At 69.5% G+C, this 16,490-nt stretch carries 12 protein-coding genes; 11 read left to right on the forward strand and 1 reads right to left on the reverse strand.

Annotated elements, in window-relative coordinates; all coding sequences use genetic code 11:
- Positions 1 to 506: 506 nt before the first annotated feature.
- The 10 genes from PWP93_RS30005 (at position 507) to PWP93_RS30050 (ending at position 12,265) form a co-directional block, all read left to right on the forward strand.
- The gene (locus PWP93_RS30005; protein ID WP_421047267.1) at positions 507 to 2,180 is read left to right on the forward strand and encodes a methyl-accepting chemotaxis protein; all 1,674 of its coding nucleotides are present in this window, start codon (positions 507 to 509) and stop codon (positions 2,178 to 2,180) included.
- Between the two features lie 91 nt (positions 2,181 to 2,271).
- Positions 2,272 to 2,826, forward strand: a complete 555-nt coding sequence (locus PWP93_RS30010; protein WP_421047268.1) for a chemotaxis protein CheW — start codon at positions 2,272 to 2,274, stop codon at positions 2,824 to 2,826.
- Positions 2,823 to 4,439: a CheR family methyltransferase gene (locus PWP93_RS30015; RefSeq protein ID WP_421047269.1), complete on the forward strand. Its 1,617-nt coding sequence runs from the start codon at positions 2,823 to 2,825 to the stop codon at positions 4,437 to 4,439. Before PWP93_RS30010 ends, PWP93_RS30015 begins: the two co-directional genes overlap by 4 nt.
- A 55-nt stretch (positions 4,440 to 4,494) precedes the next feature.
- Positions 4,495 to 5,190, forward strand: a complete 696-nt coding sequence (locus PWP93_RS30020; protein WP_421047708.1) for a chemotaxis protein CheW — start codon at positions 4,495 to 4,497, stop codon at positions 5,188 to 5,190.
- Positions 5,187 to 7,550 carry a hybrid sensor histidine kinase/response regulator gene (locus PWP93_RS30025; RefSeq protein WP_421047270.1) on the forward strand — a complete coding sequence of 788 codons (2,364 nt, stop codon included), beginning with the start codon at positions 5,187 to 5,189 and terminating at the stop codon, positions 7,548 to 7,550. Before PWP93_RS30020 ends, PWP93_RS30025 begins: the two co-directional genes overlap by 4 nt.
- Positions 7,550 to 8,584, forward strand: coding sequence for a chemotaxis response regulator protein-glutamate methylesterase (locus tag PWP93_RS30030; RefSeq protein ID WP_421047271.1), 1,035 nt, complete (start codon positions 7,550 to 7,552; stop codon positions 8,582 to 8,584). Before PWP93_RS30025 ends, PWP93_RS30030 begins: the two co-directional genes overlap by 1 nt.
- 101 nt (positions 8,585 to 8,685) lie before the next feature.
- Complete coding sequence (locus PWP93_RS30035; protein ID WP_421047272.1) at positions 8,686 to 9,813, forward strand: diguanylate cyclase; 1,128 nt, start codon at positions 8,686 to 8,688, stop codon at positions 9,811 to 9,813.
- Positions 9,814 to 9,973: 160 nt separating this feature from the next.
- Positions 9,974 to 10,810 (forward strand): transcriptional regulator, encoded by an 837-nt coding sequence (locus tag PWP93_RS30040; protein WP_421047273.1) that lies wholly within the window; start codon positions 9,974 to 9,976, stop codon positions 10,808 to 10,810.
- Positions 10,811 to 10,862: 52 nt separating this feature from the next.
- A complete protein-coding gene (locus PWP93_RS30045) occupies positions 10,863 to 11,381 on the forward strand; it encodes a sigma-70 family RNA polymerase sigma factor (RefSeq protein ID WP_421047274.1) in 519 nt (172 codons plus the stop codon).
- On the forward strand, positions 11,378 to 12,265 hold the full coding sequence (locus PWP93_RS30050) for an anti-sigma factor family protein (RefSeq protein WP_421047275.1): 888 nt from the start codon (positions 11,378 to 11,380) through the stop codon (positions 12,263 to 12,265). The genes PWP93_RS30045 and PWP93_RS30050 overlap by 4 nt, the downstream gene beginning before the upstream one ends.
- A 113-nt stretch (positions 12,266 to 12,378) precedes the next feature.
- Here PWP93_RS30050 and PWP93_RS30055 read toward each other — a convergent pair whose 3' ends face one another.
- On the reverse strand, positions 12,379 to 14,235 hold the full coding sequence (locus PWP93_RS30055; protein ID WP_421047276.1) for a trypsin-like peptidase domain-containing protein: 1,857 nt from the start codon (positions 14,233 to 14,235) through the stop codon (positions 12,379 to 12,381).
- Positions 14,236 to 14,576: 341 nt separating this feature from the next.
- Between PWP93_RS30055 and PWP93_RS30060 the strand changes: the two genes are divergently transcribed.
- A complete protein-coding gene (locus PWP93_RS30060) occupies positions 14,577 to 16,487 on the forward strand; it encodes a diguanylate cyclase (RefSeq protein WP_421047277.1) in 1,911 nt (636 codons plus the stop codon).
- Positions 16,488 to 16,490 lie beyond the last annotated feature (3 nt).

Raw genomic sequence — 16,490 nt, forward strand, 5'->3', positions numbered from 1 at the left:
GCGACCGGGCTGCTGGTCCAAGCCGCACCGCTTGCTGGATCATCCCGCCGATCTGGCAGGACTGGTTGATCTTAACCAGCAAGATGGACTCAAAGTGGCTGGCCAGATGCACCGCTTTCAGCTCGTCATGCTGTCTCCGTTGATGTCCACGTGTCAGCCAGTTTCCCGGTGGGAGTTTGAATCTATGTGCCGTCGCGCCCATTGGGTATCGGACCTCGGTCCGATCCTCGGGCGACGAATTCCGATGTCTCCCGTCGATGGCGAGCGCAGGCTTCCGATGGCCCCGGCCTCATGTATTCGGTATCCCTGCCGTAATCCCGTTATCCGCGCTGCATAGTGTGGCGTCGGCGCATCCTGTTCTTCCCTCATCCCATAAAAGTGCCGGGACGCATTACACTACGCCCCGGAAGCCCGGCCCACTGGCTTTTGCTGCGGCGTCTGTTCGTTTGCGCACATGGCGCGAGCAACGGGCGTCATTCTTCTTCACCCGGATAAGGCCACGCGTAATGAGCACAGCCATGCCCCGTTCCGGCTCCGCCGGACTGCCGCGCCAGACTCAAGGTCGCTATACCCTTGGAACGCGCATCGTCTTGAGCTTCGGCTTGCTGTTCGTGCTCATGCTCGTGATGGCCGCGATCTCCTACAACCGCCTGCGCACCATCGACGACGAAGCCGTGAGCCTCACGCGCGATTCCGTGCCGGGGCTGTACTATTCGACGGCGCTGCGCGCGTCCACCTCCGACGTGCACGACATCGTCGAGCGCGCCACCTTTGTCGAGCCCGATGCGGCCGGCATGGCGCGCGTGCTCGGCCAGTTGCCCGCCGCCGTCAAGCAGGTCGACGAGAACGGCGCGCACTACGAGGCCACGGTGTTTCGCGGCGACGACCGCGCACAGTACCAGCACTTTCACGACGCTTACGCGCGCGTTCTGCCGCAACTGATGGCCGTCGCGCGGCAATTGCCGGCGCAACGCGCCGCCGCGCAGGCCGCGTTCCTCCAGATCGATGCCTCGTGGCAAGAGGTGCTCACTGCCTCCAATGAGCTCGTCGACGAAAACCGCAGACAGGCCCACGAGTCCGCACAGACCATCCGCGGATCGGTCGCGGGCACCGAAATCGCGCTCGCGGCGGCGCTCGCCGTCGTGCTGCTCGCCTCGCTCGTGACCGGCTATGCGCTGCATCGCGCGATCACGCGGCCGATGGCGCGCCTCGTCGAGGTGCACGATTCAATGCGCATGGGCAATCTCTCGCAGCGCCTGCAACTGAACCGTCAGGACGAATTTGGCGTGCTCGAGGACGGTTTCAACCGCATGAGCGACGAGCTCACGAGCCTCGTGGCCCAGGCGCAGAAGTCGTCGCTGCAGGTGAGCACCTCGGTGGCTGAAGTAGCGGCCACCTCGAAGGAGCAGCAGGCCACGGCGAGCGAGACCGCGGCCACCACGACCGAGATCGGCGCGACTTCGCGCGAGATCTTCGCGACCGCGCGCGACCTCGTGCGCACGATGGGCGAAGTGGCGACCGTGGCCGAGCAGTCGGCAGCGCTCGCGAGCACGAGCCAGAGCGGCCTCACGCACATGGAAGACACCATGCGCAGCGTGATGGAGGCGGCGGGTTCGGTAAACGCCAAGCTCTCGATCCTCAACGAGAAGGCCGTGAGCATCAACCAGGTGGTGGCGACCATCACCAAGGTTGCCGACCAGACCAATCTGCTTTCGCTGAACGCCGCCATCGAGGCTGAAAAGGCCGGCGAGTACGGACGCGGCTTCGCGGTGGTGGCGACCGAGATCCGGCGTCTCGCCGACCAGACGGCGGTGGCCACCTACGACATCGAGCAGACCGTCAAGGAGATCCAGTCGGCGGTCTCGGCGGGCGTGATGGGCATGGACAAGTTCGCCGAGGAAGTGCGCCGCGGCATGCACGACGTGCAGGAAGTGGGCGCGCAGCTTTCGCAGATCATCGGCGCGGTGCAGACGCTCGCGCCGCGCTTCCAGGTGGTCAACGACGGCATGCAGGCGCAGGCCACCAGCGCCGAGCAGATCACCCAGGCGCTCACGCAGCTTTCGGAAGCCGCGCAGCAGACGGCGGAGTCGCTGCGCCAGTCGTCGCAGGCCATCGACAACCTCACGCTGGTGGCCAACGAGCTGCGCACCGGCGTGTCGCGCTTCAGGATCGAGGCGTGAGCGGATTGATGCCGATGCTTGCGGGCATAAGTGCGGGTGTGGGCTTGGGCAGCGGCGAGCCTGGCTTGCCGTTTCATTGAACGGAGCCGCGATGCTGTTTCTCGTGTTCGAGCTGGACAGCGAACGTTACGCGCTCGATGCGCGCGAGATCGTGCGCGTGTTGCCGCTGCAGCCGGTGCGCGCGTTCGCGGGCACGCCGCCGTATATCGCGGGCGTGATCGATCACGAGGGCGCGCCGGTGCCGGTGATCGACATGGCGATGCTGGCGCTCGGCCGGCCCGCGCGCATGCTGATGTCGACGCGGCTCGTGCTGGTGGACGACAACGCGCCGGCGGCTTCCAATACGCTTTCGGCCACGCCTGCGCTTACCCCCGGCGATGGCGTGCCGCCGCGCCGCATCGCGCTGCTGCTCGAATGCGCGACGCGCACCCAGACACTTTCGCCTGAAGCGTTCGCCGAAGCCGGCATCGCGACGCCCGAGGCGCGCTGGCTCGGCCCGGTGGCAAGCGACCCGCACGGTTTCGTGCAATGGGTGAAGGTCGAGCAGTTGCTCGACGAGCGGGTGCGCGCGCTGCTGTTTCCGGATCCGCCCACCTGGCGCGATGCGGCTTCCGGCAGCGTTTCGCCGACCGGGCGCGCGCCATGATGTCCGCCCCGCAGCAGGTGGACCCGCGCTTCGTGGCCTGGCTCGCGCAGCAGACCGGCATCGACGCCGAATCGCTGGGCGCTCACGCGCTGGCGCGCGCGGTGGCCGCGCGCGCGGCCCTGACCGTGACCGGGCACGACCACGGTGGCAAGACCGCGCCTCACGAGGCGAGCGCTGCGCGCGCAGGTGCGCTGCCGGCGCAATGGGAGGGCGGCGCGGCGCTGCCCGAAGCGGTGTGCGACGCTTATTGGGCGCGTCTGACGACCGATGTCGCCGAGCGCCAGGCGCTCATCGACGCGCTTGTCGTGCCCGAAACCTGGTTCTTCCGCGAGCGCGAAGCATTCGCAGCGCTCGCGCGCGGCGGCGTGCAGCGCCATGCGGCGGCACCCGGCGAACTCGTGCGGGTGCTCAGCGTGCCGTGCTCGACGGGCGAGGAACCCTATTCGGCGGCGATGGCGCTCATGGATGCGGGCCTCGCGCAGACGCAGTTCGGCATCGACGCCATCGATATCAGCGCCACCTCGATCGAGGCCGCCACGCGCGGCGTGTATGGGCGCAATGCGTTTCGCGGGGAGGCGCCGGCGCTTGGCGGGTTTCGCGAGCGCTACTTTCATGCGGCGCCGGACGGCTGGCAGCTCGCCGACGCCGTGCGGCGCGCCGTGTCGTTCGAGCGCGCGAACCTGTTCGACTGGCTCGCGGCGCATCCGGTGCGCTATGACTTCATCTTCTGCCGCAACGTGCTGATCTATTTCGATCGCGAGGCGCAGGACCGCGCGATCGGCCTGCTGCGCGCGCGCCTTGCCGAGGGCGGCATGATTTTCGTCGGGCCGGCCGAAACGGGGCTCATGATGCGTCATGACTGGATCTCGGCGCAGATTCCGCTGGCGTTTGGCTTTATCGCGCCGGATGAGCGCGCCGTGCGCCGGGCGCATGATTCGGATGCCTTAAGGGTTGCCGGGGCGGGGGCAGCTGCTGCGTTGCCGAAGACGTTGCCAAATGCGTTGCCCACTGTGGCGCTGCATTCCGCCGTGCAGGCTCCGCCGCTGGCGCGGCATGCGCCGTCCGTTGCGCTGTCCGCGCGCACGAGCGGCGTCGCGGGTGCCGCGGCTGTAGCGGCTGTAGCGGCGGGGAAAGCGTTTTCCGTTGCGCGCGCCGCCGGCGCGCCGCCTGCAAGCTTGGGGGGCGCACGCGCACAGCCGGCGGTACAGGTGAATGGTGCATTCGCCGCGCCGGGCGTCGCTACGTCGGGCGTCGCTACGTCGAGCGTCGCTACGTCGAGCGTCGCTACGCTGGCGTCCGCGCGCCGCCTCGCCGATTCGGGCGCGCTCGACCAAGCCGCCCGCGCCGCCGCGCAAGTCGCGCAAGCATCCCCGCAAGATGCAGAGGCGTGGTATCTGCTCGGCTTGATCGCCGACGCTCAGGGCCGGCCCGCGCTGGCGCTGGAGCACTATCGCAAGGCGCTGTATCTGGAGCCCGGCCATTACGAGGCGCTCACGCACCTGGCCGCGCTGCTCGAAGTGCAGGGCGACGCGCAGGGTGCGCGCCGCCTGATGCGTCGCGCCGAACGCGCCGCGCCAGCCGTGTCGCGTCGCCACGGAGACGCGGATGCGTGACTGGACCTCCCCATACCTGAACGACATGCAAGCGAACCCGCCAGGGCATGACGCCATGCACGATTCGACTGCGCGCGCCGTGCCGCTCGACGATTGCTGGAACCGCATCGGCACGCTCGGCGATGGCTCGTGCGAGCGTCTCGCGCACCATGTGCGCTGCCTGAACTGCCCCGTCTTCGAAGAGGCTGCCGCGCGCATGCTCGATCGCCCGGCACAGCGTGCGTCGCTCGAGACCGAAGCCGGGGACGTCCACACCTTGCAATCGCCGGCTCAAACCGGCGCGGCGCGGCGGGAAGGCTCGCTGGTGTTCCGCGTGGGCGCGGAGTGGCTCGCGCTCAGCGCGCAGGCGCTGCGCTACGTGGGCGAGGCGCGGCCGATTCACTCGCTGCCGCACCGGCGCAGTCCGGCGGTGCTCGGCGTCGTGAACGTGCGCGGCGTGCTCACGCTGACGGCGTCGCTCGCCGAGTTGCTGCGGATAGGCGCGGCAGCGCACGCAACGGCCAATCACGCAACGGCAGCGGCCACGCCGCGTCTGCTCGTGGCCGAGTGGGAGGGCGAGACGACGGCGTTTCCCGTCGACGAGGTCGACGGCGTGGCTTACTTCGGCTCGGGCGATTTGCTGCCCGCGCCCGCCACGCTCGCGCACGCAGCGGGCCGGCACGTGCGCGGCGTGTTCGCCTGGCGCGGGCGTTCGGTGGGCGTGCTCGAACCCGACGCGCTGTTCGGCGCGCTAACCCGGAGCCTGCGATGAGCGACGACGAACTGAGCCGCCGCTCGCTGCTCGACCTGTTTCGCGAGGAAGCGCAGACGCAGACGCGCACGCTCTCGGCGGGCCTGCTCGCGCTGGAGTCCGCGCCCGCCGACGCGCCCACGCTCGAAGCGTGCATGCGCGCGACGCACTCGCTCAAGGGCGCGGCGCGCATCGTCGGCTTGCCCGAGGCCGTGGACGTGGCGAGCGCGATGGAGGACTGCTTCGTCGCCGCGCAGCACGGCGAGGTGACGATCGATGCGGCGCGCATCGACGCACTGCTGGTGGGCATCGATCTGCTGCTGGCGGCAGGCGACGCGTCGGCGCCGCCGCTCGCGCGCGAAGTCGTCGACGATTTCGTGGCGCGGCTGGCGGGGGCGGGGAGCGCGGCGGGTTCCGGCGCAGCGCCCGCCGGACTGGCCGACGAGGCGCGCGTGAAGGACGCAGCGCAAGCGGACGCCGCCGCCGAGGCGTTGCTAGCCGCGAGTCTCGCAGGCACGCCGGGGTCGGACGCCGCCACGGTCGAGCCTGCGCAATCCGATGACACCCGCGCCGACACCCGCGCCGACACCCCCGCCGCTCACCCCAACCACGCCGCCCAGGACCTCGACCGCATGCTGCGCGTGCGCGCCGGCACGCTCGACCGCCTGCTGGGTTTCGCGGGCCAGTCGCTGGTGGAGTCGCGGCGCATGCGCCCGTTTGCGAACCATCTGCTGCGCGCGCGCCGCGCCCAGGGCGAGGTGCTTGCCGCGCTCGGCCATTTTCACGAGCGCCATGCGCAGGCGCTCGGCGCCGAGGCGCACGCGTCGCTCGCGGGCATTCGCGATCAGCTGGCGGCGCTGGAGCGCCAGCTCGCCGAACGTTTCGACGACCTCGATCGCATCGACCGGCGCGGCACGCAGCTTGCGCAACGGCTCTACGACGAAGCTCTGCAATGCCGCATGCGCCCGTTTGGCGACACGGCGCATGCGTACCCGCGCATCGTGCGCGACCTCGCGCGCTCGCTGGGCAAGCGCGTGCGCCTCGTCATCGAAGGCGAAGCGACCCAGGTGGACCGCGACATCCTCGAAATGCTCGACGCGCCGCTCGGCCACCTGCTGCGCAACGCGCTCGATCATGGCGTCGAGGATCCCGAGACGCGGCGCAGCGCCGGCAAGCCCGACGAGGCGCAACTCACGCTCGAAGCGCGCCACAGCGCGGGCAAGCTGCTGATTGCCGTGGCCGACGACGGCGCGGGCGTCGACCTCCCAGCGCTGCGGCACGCGATCGTCGCGCGCGGCCTCGCGCAGCCCGAGGCCGTGGCGGCCATGTCCGAGCCCGAGCTGCTCGACTTCCTGCTGCTGCCCGGCTTCACGATGCGCGAGCGCGTGACCGACGTGTCCGGGCGCGGCGTGGGGCTCGACGCGGTGCAGAATTTCGCCAAGGCCGTGCGCGGCACGGTGCGTATCGAAAGCGCGGCGGGGCGCGGCACGCGCTTCGTGCTGCAATTGCCGCTCACGCTTTCGGTGGTGCGCAGCCTGATCGTCGAGGTCGCGGGCGAGGCCTACGCGTTCCCGCTCGCGCATGTGCGTCGCGCGTTGCGCGTGCCGCGCGAAGCCATCGAGATGCTGGAGGGCCAGCAGCACATCGTTCACGAAGGGCGGCCCGTGGGGCTTGTCACGGCGCGCCAGCTGCTCGGCGCGAGCGGCGAGCCGGCGAGCGCGGACGATGTGTGCGTCGTGCTCATCAGCGCGGGCCACGGCGCCGACCACGAAGCGGCGCTTTACGGCATCGCGGTGGACCGCTTCGCGGGCGAGCACACGCTGGCGGTGCAGCCGCTCGACGCCCGCCTCGGCAAAGTGCGCAACGTGGCTGCCGCCGCGCTGCTCGAAGACGGCGCGGTGGCGCTGATCGTCGACGTGGAGGATCTCGTGGCCTCGGTCGCGCGCCTCGTGCGCGAAGGGCAGCTCGCAGGCGTGGCGCGCGGCGGCGACACCCAGGCGCGCGAACGCAAGCGCATTCTCGTGGTCGAGGATTCCTTGACCGTGCGGGAGCTGGAGCGCAAGCTCCTCGAAAAACGCGGCTACGCGGTGAGCGTGGCGGTGGACGGCATGGACGGCTGGAACACGCTGCGCAACGGCCAGTACGATCTCGTGATCACCGATGTGGACATGCCGCGCATGGACGGCATCGAACTCGTGACGATGATCCGCAACGATCCGCAGCAGCGCGGCGTGCCGGTCATGATCGTCTCGTACAAGGACCGCGAGGACGACCGGCGCCGCGGCCTCGACGCCGGCGCCGACTACTATCTGACCAAGGGCAGCTTCCACGACGAAGCGCTGCTCGATGCCGTGAACGACCTGATCGGAGAGGCGACCTGATGAACATCGGTATCGCGAACGACATGCCGCTCGCCGTGGAGGCGCTGCGCCACGCCATTGCGGGGCGGCCCGGGCATCGCGTGCTGTGGGTGGCCGCCGACGGCGAGCAGGCCGTGGACTTCTGCGCCGCGCAGCCGCCCGACGTGATCCTGATGGATCTCGTGATGCCGAGGCTGGACGGCGTAGAGGCCACGCGGCGCATCATGGCGCGCTCGCCGTGCCCGATCCTGATCGTCACGAGCAGCGTGGGCGCGAACGCCTGGCGCGTGTACGAGGCGATGGGCGCGGGCGCGCTCGACGCGGTCGACACGCCTACGCTGGCGGGTCCCGCCGCGCGCAGCACGATGGACCTCCTGCTCGCGAAGATCGACCGGATCGGCCGCGTGAACGGCACGCTGGAAACGGCGCGCGCGCCCGAGGTGTTCGCGGCCGGCGCCGATGCGCGCACGCCGCTGGTGGCGATCGGCGCATCGGCGGGCGGGCCCACGGCGCTCGCGGAGGTGTTGGGCGCACTGCCGGCGACCCTGAACGCGGGCATCGTGATCGTGCAGCATGTGGACCAGTCGTTCGCGCGCGGCATGGCGGAGTGGCTCGACGGGCAAACCGCGCTCACGGTGCGCGTGGCGAATGAGGGCGACCGCGTGGTGGCGGGCGAAGCGCTGCTTGCGGCAACCAACGACCATCTGTGCATGATGGCTTCCGGGCGCCTCGCCTACACGCGCGAACCGGCCGAGACGCCGTATCGCCCATCCGTGGACACCTTTTTTCATAGCGTGGTCGAGCATTGGCCGGGCGAGGCGATCGGCGTGCTGCTCACGGGTATGGGGCGCGATGGCGCGATCGGCCTGAAGGCGATGCGCGCCAAGGGCTATTACACGATCGCCCAGGACGAGGCGACGAGCGCCGTCTACGGCATGCCGAGGGCCGCCGCCGCGCTGGGCGCCGCGCGCGCGATCCTGCCGCTTGCGGCGATTGCCGGCGAACTGGCGAGCCGCCTGAGCATGGTAGCGATGACGAGCCCGCCGACGCCTTAAAGACTGCCGGCGAAGAAACCATAACTGCTGCCGATGGACGTACAGCCGGCATCGAGCAGACATCAAGCGTTAGAAACACCGACCGTAAAAGTGACAGAACCATGACCGAGAAGCCGAATCCATCGACCGCAGCCGACTCCGAGCTGGCCGAAGGCGGGCCCGACGAGGCATCGCTCGAAAGCGCGCTCGCTGCCGTGCGCACGGCGCTCGCGCAGCCGCTGCCCGGCTTGGAGGCGCCGATGATGGTGCTGCTGGTGGACGATCAGGCGATCGTCGCGGAGGCCGTGCGGCGGGCGCTGTCGAGCGAGCGCGAGATCGACTTCCATTACTGCGCGTATCCCGACCAGGCTGTGCGCATGGCCGAGCAGGTGCGCCCGACCGTGATCCTGCAGGATCTCGTGATGCCGGGCACCGACGGCCTCACGCTGGTGCGCGCCTATCGCGCCAACGACGCCACGCGCGACGTGCCCATCATCGTGCTCTCCACCAAGGAGGAGCCGGCGATCAAGAGCGCGGCTTTCGCCTCGGGCGCGAACGACTATCTCGTCAAGCTGCCGGACAGCGTCGAGCTTATCGCGCGAGTCAAATATCATTCGCGATCCTATGTAAATATGCTCCAGCGCGACGAGGCCTATCGCGCGCTGCGCCGCTCGCAGCAGGAACTGCTCAAGGCGAATCTGGAACTGCGCCGCCTCACGCAGTCGGACGGCCTCACGGGGCTCTCGAACCGGCGCTATTTCGACGAATTCCTTGGCGCGGAATGGCGGCGCGCGCAGCGCGAGACCAGCGAAGTCTCGCTGCTGATGATCGATGTGGATTACTTCAAGCCCTATAACGACACCTATGGCCACGTGGCGGGCGACAACGTGCTGCGCTCCGTGGCCACCACGATCCGCCGCGAGGTGAACCAGCCGCGCGATCTCGTGGCGCGCTTCGGCGGCGAGGAGTTCGCCGTCGTGCTGCCGGGCGCGGGCAGCGCGCTTGCGCGCCTGCTGGCCGAGAAAATGCGCCGCGACGTGGCGGAGCTGGCGCTGCCGCATAGCGGTTCCGCGGTGAGCGAGCATCTCACGATCAGCGTGGGCGTAGCCACGCTCACGCCCACTGAAACGCTCGCCGAAACCGCGCTGATCGAAGAGGCCGACGCGGCGCTTTATCGGGCCAAGCGCGAAGGGCGTAATCGTGTGGCGTATTCGACGGCGGTGACGGGGCGGGGGGGAGCTCACCCGTAACACTGCCGCGCCCGCGACGTGATCGAAGTCATCGAAGCGCCGAAGTCGGCGCATTGAACGCGGCCGTCGCTCCGCGTATCAAGAAATTGCGTCCCCGCATGGAATAAGCGGCAAAGCACGCGTGTTAGTCCATCGTCCCCAACTCACGCGGTGGCCAATCATGGCGTTGCAGGGGCCGCGCGATGAGCGGCCGGTGTCCGAAGGCGATATCCACGCCTATACCGATGGCGCGCTAGCCAGCGAGCGGGTCGCGCGCGTGCGCCGCTATCTGGCGGTGCGCCCGGGCGAATGGCATCGGATCCTGTTTTATCGTCGGCTCAATGTCGAGCTTCGTCATGCGTTCCCGGAGTCCGGGGCCGAAGCCGAGGCCGCCATCCGTCGGCCCGCGTCGCTGCGCCGTGATCGGACCGGGCCCTATGGCGGCGGGCGCTACCGCAGCGCCGTGCTTGCGCTCGCGGGTATGCTGGCCGGCGCGGCGCTGGCGTGGTTCGCCGTTTCCGGGCCCAGTGTCCAGGTTCTCGACGACGCGGCGGTCATGGCGTTCATGGAGGCCGGCAACGGCGCTTCGGCGGCATCGCCCGCGTCGTCCGTGCAGTTCACGCCGTTGCTGGCTGCGCCGCTACCCGATGAACGCGTGCCGCCGACGCCGGCCAGCATCTCCGCGCCGTTCGATTTCTCGCCAGTGGGCTTGCGGCTCGTGGCTTCCGGCACGGTCGAGCTCGGGCCGTTTGTGCGGGTGCGGCGCTGGGTCTATGAAAACAGCGAGGGGAAACCGGTCGTGCTGCTCGTGTCGCGCGCGTGGTTCGCGCGCGCCGGGCGGCAATGGAGCGCGCGCCGCGCCGGCAATCTGCGCCTGCTCGGATGGAGCGGGCATGGCGAGCGCTGGGTGCTCGCGGGCGATGCGCGCACGCGCGGGTTGATGCGCGCGGCGGACCTCGCCACCCGGGAGCCGGCGGCACGCGTGGACGAGGCAGGCAATGCGGAGCAGCAGCGATGAGCACCCACGATGAACGGGCAGACGAGAATGGCGAGGACCGCGAGGATGGAACATGGATTTCCGTGACGAGCTGATAGAACACGTGCCGCGCCTGAGGCGCTATGCCCGCGCGCTGATCAACAACCGGGAGCTCGCGGATGACCTCGTGCAGGACACGCTCGAGCGCGCACTCGCGCGCATGGCGCTGTTTCAGGCGGGTACGGATTTGCGCGCCTGGCTCTTCACGATCATGCACAACCTGTTCGTGAATCAGGTGCGCAAATCGGCGGCGCGCGGCACCCATGTGAGCGTCGACGACGAGAGCGTGCCCGAGACCGATTACGCGGTGCCGGCCACCCAGTCCGGCACCCTGGAAGTGCGCGATCTCGACTTCGCGCTGCAGCGCCTGCCGCTCGAGCAGCGCGAGGTGGTGCTGCTGGTCGGGCTGGAGGAAATGAGTTACGCCGACGTGGCGCTGGCGCTGGACATCCCCATCGGCACGGTGATGTCGCGGCTTTCGCGGGGACGTGAGCGACTGCGCGCGCTCATGGCCGGTGCCGTCCCGCGTGCGAATCTGAAGGTGGTGCGATGAGCGAGCAACGTAATCCCGTGACCGAAGACGAAATCCACGCTTACGTGGACGGCACGCTGGCGCAGGCGCGCCGCGCCGACGTCGAGCGCGAGCTCGAACGCAATCCCGATCTTGCTGCGCGCACGAGCGATTTCTTCGCGCTGAACAACCTGCTGCACGAGCGTTACGATCGTGTGCTGAGCGAGCCTGTGCCCGCGCGACTGCGCATCGAACCGGCCAGCCGCTCCGGTGCTTCGGACACCCTCGGCAATTCCGGCGAGCCGGCACGGCGGGGCGCGCGCGAAGCTGCGAACTGGCCGAAGTTCGCGGGTCTTGCGGCGGCACTGGTGCTGGGCGTGGGCATTGGCTGGGGCACGCATTATGGCGCGGACATGCTGGACGGCGCGGCGGGCCGCGGCGATCAGCATGCGAATCTATCCACGGCGAGCGCGGACTCGACCATGAACTTCGTGCACGAGGCCGCGCTCGCGCACGTGGTCTATATGCCCGAGGTGGATCGCCCCGACACGATGGGCGCGCGCCGGGAGCAGGATTTCGCGCAGTGGCTCGCGAACCGGCTCGGCACCAACGTGCATGCGCCGATGCTGGCAAAGAGCGGCTTCGAGCTCCAGGGCGGGCGTTTGCTGCCCGGCGCGAATGGCGACGTTGCGCAGTTCATGTATCACAACGCGCAAGGCGAGCGCGTGACGCTGTGCATCTCGCACCGCAGGGCAAGCAGCAATACGACTGCGTTCAAGCTCTACCAGGACGGCCCGGTGAATGTGTTCTACTGGATCGACGGCGATTTTGGCTATGCGTTGTCCGGCGGCATCGATCGCAGGGTGCTGCTGCAGCTCGCGCACGACGTCTATGCGCAGTTGACGCCAACGCCGGCGCCGCACTAGACGCGTTCGCGATATCCGCTTGCCAACGCCGAGCCCAGCCTTTCATGAGCGGGGTATCGGCGTTGCACGCTGTGGACGTTTGGGCTTCAACCACTCATTGCGCGCGCGTGCCCTCACTGGAGCTTCACCGCAACGAAGCTGCGCGCATGGTTTCTCTGGATCAGCACGTCCATGCTCCTCGTCGCCTTGGCCTCGAGCTCGGCGGCCTGGTCCTCGGTTTCGACCAGCATTTCGTTGAGCGTCAGCACGACGTCGCCGCGCCGCACGCCGGCTTTCGCGGCGGGGCCGGTCGAGTCCTCCACCATCAGCCCGAGCGGCAGCCCGGTCGAGCGCTTTTCGTCATCGGTCAGCGAGTGCGTGATGAGGCCAAGGCGATCCGCGGTATGGCGGGGCGCCTGGGCGTCTGGCGTAACCGGTGGTTTGGCGGGCGGTTGGACGGCCGCTTGCGTCATGGCCGTCTTCACGGCCTTGACGTCGTTCACCTGTGCCGTATTGGCGACGGCCGGGGTGGCGGCTGCGGCGGCCACGGCAGGCGCCGCAACCGCTGCTGCTGGCGCGGGCGCTGCCGCTAGTGCAGGGGCAGGGGCCGCCGCTAGCGCAGGTGCGGGTGCAGGAACCGCATGCACATCAGTTGCCGCATTGGGTGCATTGGGTGCATTGGGTGCAATGGCCGCCTGCGTCCCGGCGGCGGCCGCGTTCGTGAAGTGCGCCTGCGCCGGCTGCCGGTTGCGGATCACCGACAGTGGGATTTTCGTCGCGGGCGGCACGGCGGCGAGTTGCTCGGCGAGCGCAGCGGCACGGTCGACCGGTTTGTCACCCACCCCCACGATGACGTCGCCCGGGTTCACGCCCGCCGCCGCGGCGGGCGAGCCCGGTTCGACGGCGTCGACGAGCGCGCCGCTCGCGTGCGGCAAGCCGAGCGCCGCGGCGATCCCGGCGCTCACATCTTCGACGCGCATGCCGAAGGTGCGGGTCGCGTGCGTGCTGCCGGCGCCGCCCGCGCCTGGGCTCGCATCGGCGTTGGCGTCGGCAGTGGCGGCGGGCGCTGCCGCGTGCGCGGCCTGCAACTGTGCGCGGAACTGGTTCGCGGCTTCGATCGGAATCGCGAAGGTCAGGCCTTCGTAGTGGCCGCTATCGGCGTATAGCTGCACGTCGATGCCGATCACCTCACCCGCGCGATTGAACAGCGGTCCGCCGGAGTTGTCGGGATTGACTGCCACATCGGTCTGCAGAAACGGGAACGCCTTGCCATCGGGCAGCGTGCGCGAGGTTGCGCTGACGATGCCCGTCGTCACGGTGTTCTGGAAGCTGTCGGGCGAGCCGATCGAAAGCACCGGTTCGCCCGCGCGCAGCTTCGACGAGGCGCCGAGCTTCACGAACGGCAGATTGCGCGCGCCGTCGATCTGCAGCACCGCGACGTCGCTCTGCGGGTCGACGGCCACCACCTGGGCCTTGAATTCGCGCTTGTCGGTCAGCCGCACGATCACTTCGTCGGCTTTGTCCACAACGTGCGCCGTGGTGAACACGAGGCCATGCGAGGTCACGATGAAGCCGGAGCCCGCGCCCGTCATCGCGCGCGGCGCGCCGGGCTGGCCCTCGGACGGTGGCCGCGGCGCACGCCTGAAGAACGCGAAGAACGGGTCGTCGGCGTCGATGGCTTCCTGCCCGGGCGCTTCGGACTGGTCGTCGGGGCCGCGCGCGATCACGTGCACGACGGCAGGGCCGTAGCGCTCGGCGAGCGCGAAGAAGTCCGGCGTGGCCATCGCGGAGGGCGTGACTGATGAAGCTCCGGCGATGGTCCCAGCGCGAGTGACGGCAGCGGGCTTGCCTGGCGCGGATTTGTTGGCGCTGGATACGCTGGGCGCCGGCACGGGCGTTGCCGCGTTCGTCCGGAGGCAGAAAGCACTGGCGAGCGCCAGCGTGAGCGCCGCCGCGGGGCGCGAGGTGCGGGCGAAAATGAGGCGGAGCACAGCACACCTCCCAGGGCAATCGTGCTGGCGGACGTGGACCGGGATGCAATGGTGATGCAGCGGGCGCCGACAGAAATAGTTTAGTCACGCGGCGCAGCGAGTGGGGAGGAGGGTTTGTCCGGTTGCGTACGCAGAGGGCTTGGCGCCGGGCGCCGATGCGCCCGCAACGAAAGCGGGCACAGCGCGTGCGGCTACGCCGTCCGGTTGAAAAATCGGCGCTGATATACTGGGCGCTCGTTTTTTTCGTCCCCGCGCGCGCCATGCCCGTTTCCCAATCGTCAGCCGAATCTACGTTCGTCCCGCCCACGGCGCCGGCTCGCGATGCGCATGGGAGCGTCCGCGTGCCCGGCGTGCATAGCGCGGGCTCGCATGCCGCGAACGGGCTCGATTCCCTGCTCGATGCGCTGATGCGGCTCGTGGCCCGCCATTTCGGCGTGGCGGCCGCGTGCGTGTTGCCCGGCGATGCGGCGGACGGCGCGCCGGCATGGGCGGGCGCGGGTGTGGAAGCCGCGGGCGCCGCTGCATCGGGCGTTGCGTTACCGTTGCGCGAGGCGCTGGCCGAAATCCGCTCTGCACAGAGCGCGCTCGCCATGAGCGGTCCGGCTGGCACGGCTGAGCCGCATGACATCGCAGGCGCGGGCGAGCCGTTCATCGTCAGCGATCTCGGGGCCGCCCCCGCATGGCAGGCGTGCTTGTCGCGCGCGAGCGCGCTACCGTTTCGCTTCGTGGCGGCCTGGCCGCTGCGCGGGGCCGGCGGGGACCCGCTGGGCAGCCTGTGCTTGCTCGATCATGGGCCGCGCAAGCTTTCGCCGGCCGACCGTGCGAGCCTCGACGACTTCGCGCGCGTGATCGCGGCGCTGGCGGCGCAGGAATCGACCATCGAAACCCGGGGCGCGCCGTCCCCCGCCGAAGCCATGCTGCTCGAGGAACTCGAATCGCTGCGCGCTCGCGAGCGGCTCCTCGCGCTAGCCATCGCCGGCAGCGGCACGGGCATCTGGGATCGCGATGTGGCCACCGGGGAAATCCGCTATTCCAGCGGCTGGAAAGCGATGCTCGGCTACGCCGACGACGAGGTGACCAACCGCATCGAAGACAGCTACCAGCGCCTGCACCCCGACGATATCGACTACGTGAAGGCCACCATGCAGGCCCACTTCGAGGGCCGCACCGAGCAATACGAAGTGGAGCACCGCATCCGCTGCAAGGACGGCAGTTACAAGTGGATTTGCAGCCGCGGCAAGGTCACCGCGCGCGACAGCGAGGGCCGCGCGCTGCGCATGATCGGCACCACGACCGATGTGACGTCGATGCACCAGATGGCGGAGCGCCTGCGTGAGTCGGCCAGCCTCGTCACCAATCTCACGAATGAAGTGCCGGGTCTCGTGTTCCAGTGCCGCCGCACGCCCAGCGGCCACATGAGTCTGCCTTACGCGAGCGCGGGCATCGCGGAGATTTACGAGCTCGCGCCGGCGCAGGTCGCGGCGCACGCACGCGCGATCGAGGCGCTCATTCATCCCGACGATCTCGACGCGTACCGCGCGTCGTTCGCGGCTTCGGCGGCCACGCTTGCCCCGTGGCACCTGGAATATCGCGTGTGCCTGCCGCGCCAGGGGCTGCGCTGGCGGCAGGGCGATGCGAAGCCGCAGCGCCTCGCCGATGGCGTGATCGTCTGGCACGGCTTCATTACCGACGTCACCGAGCGCAAGCGCATCGAGGCCGAGCTGCAGGAGTTCGCCACGACCGACGGCCTCACGGGCCTCGCGAACCGTCGCCACTTCATGATGCGGCTCGAGGCGCAGCTTGCGCTGTTACGCCATGCGGACAGCGTGGGCAACCCCGGCCATGTCGGCCACGCGAGCGCCGCCGTGCTGATGTGCGACCTCGATCATTTCAAGTCAATCAATGACCGCTTCGGCCATGCCGTGGGCGACGAGGCGTTGCGCCATTTCGCCGGAATCCTGCGCACGCATCTGCGCGCAGGCGATGTGGCCGGGCGCATCGGCGGCGAGGAATTCGCGCTCCTGCTCGGCGGCGCCGATCTCGACGGCGCGTGCACGGTCGCGCGCCGCATCCAGGATTGCATTGCCCGCGCGCCGCTCGCGGGCGGGGCCGTCGGAGTGCCGCTCACGGTCAGCATCGGCGTCACGCAGTTGCGCGCCGGCGACCCGAGCGTCGAAGCCGCGCTTTCGCGCAGTGACGGCGCGCTATATCGCGCGAAGAAAGGCGGACGCAATCGCATCGAGTGCGCCTGAGCC

This window comes from Paraburkholderia sp. A1RI-2L, from assembly GCF_048957375.1.
GTDB lineage: Bacteria > Pseudomonadota > Gammaproteobacteria > Burkholderiales > Burkholderiaceae > Paraburkholderia.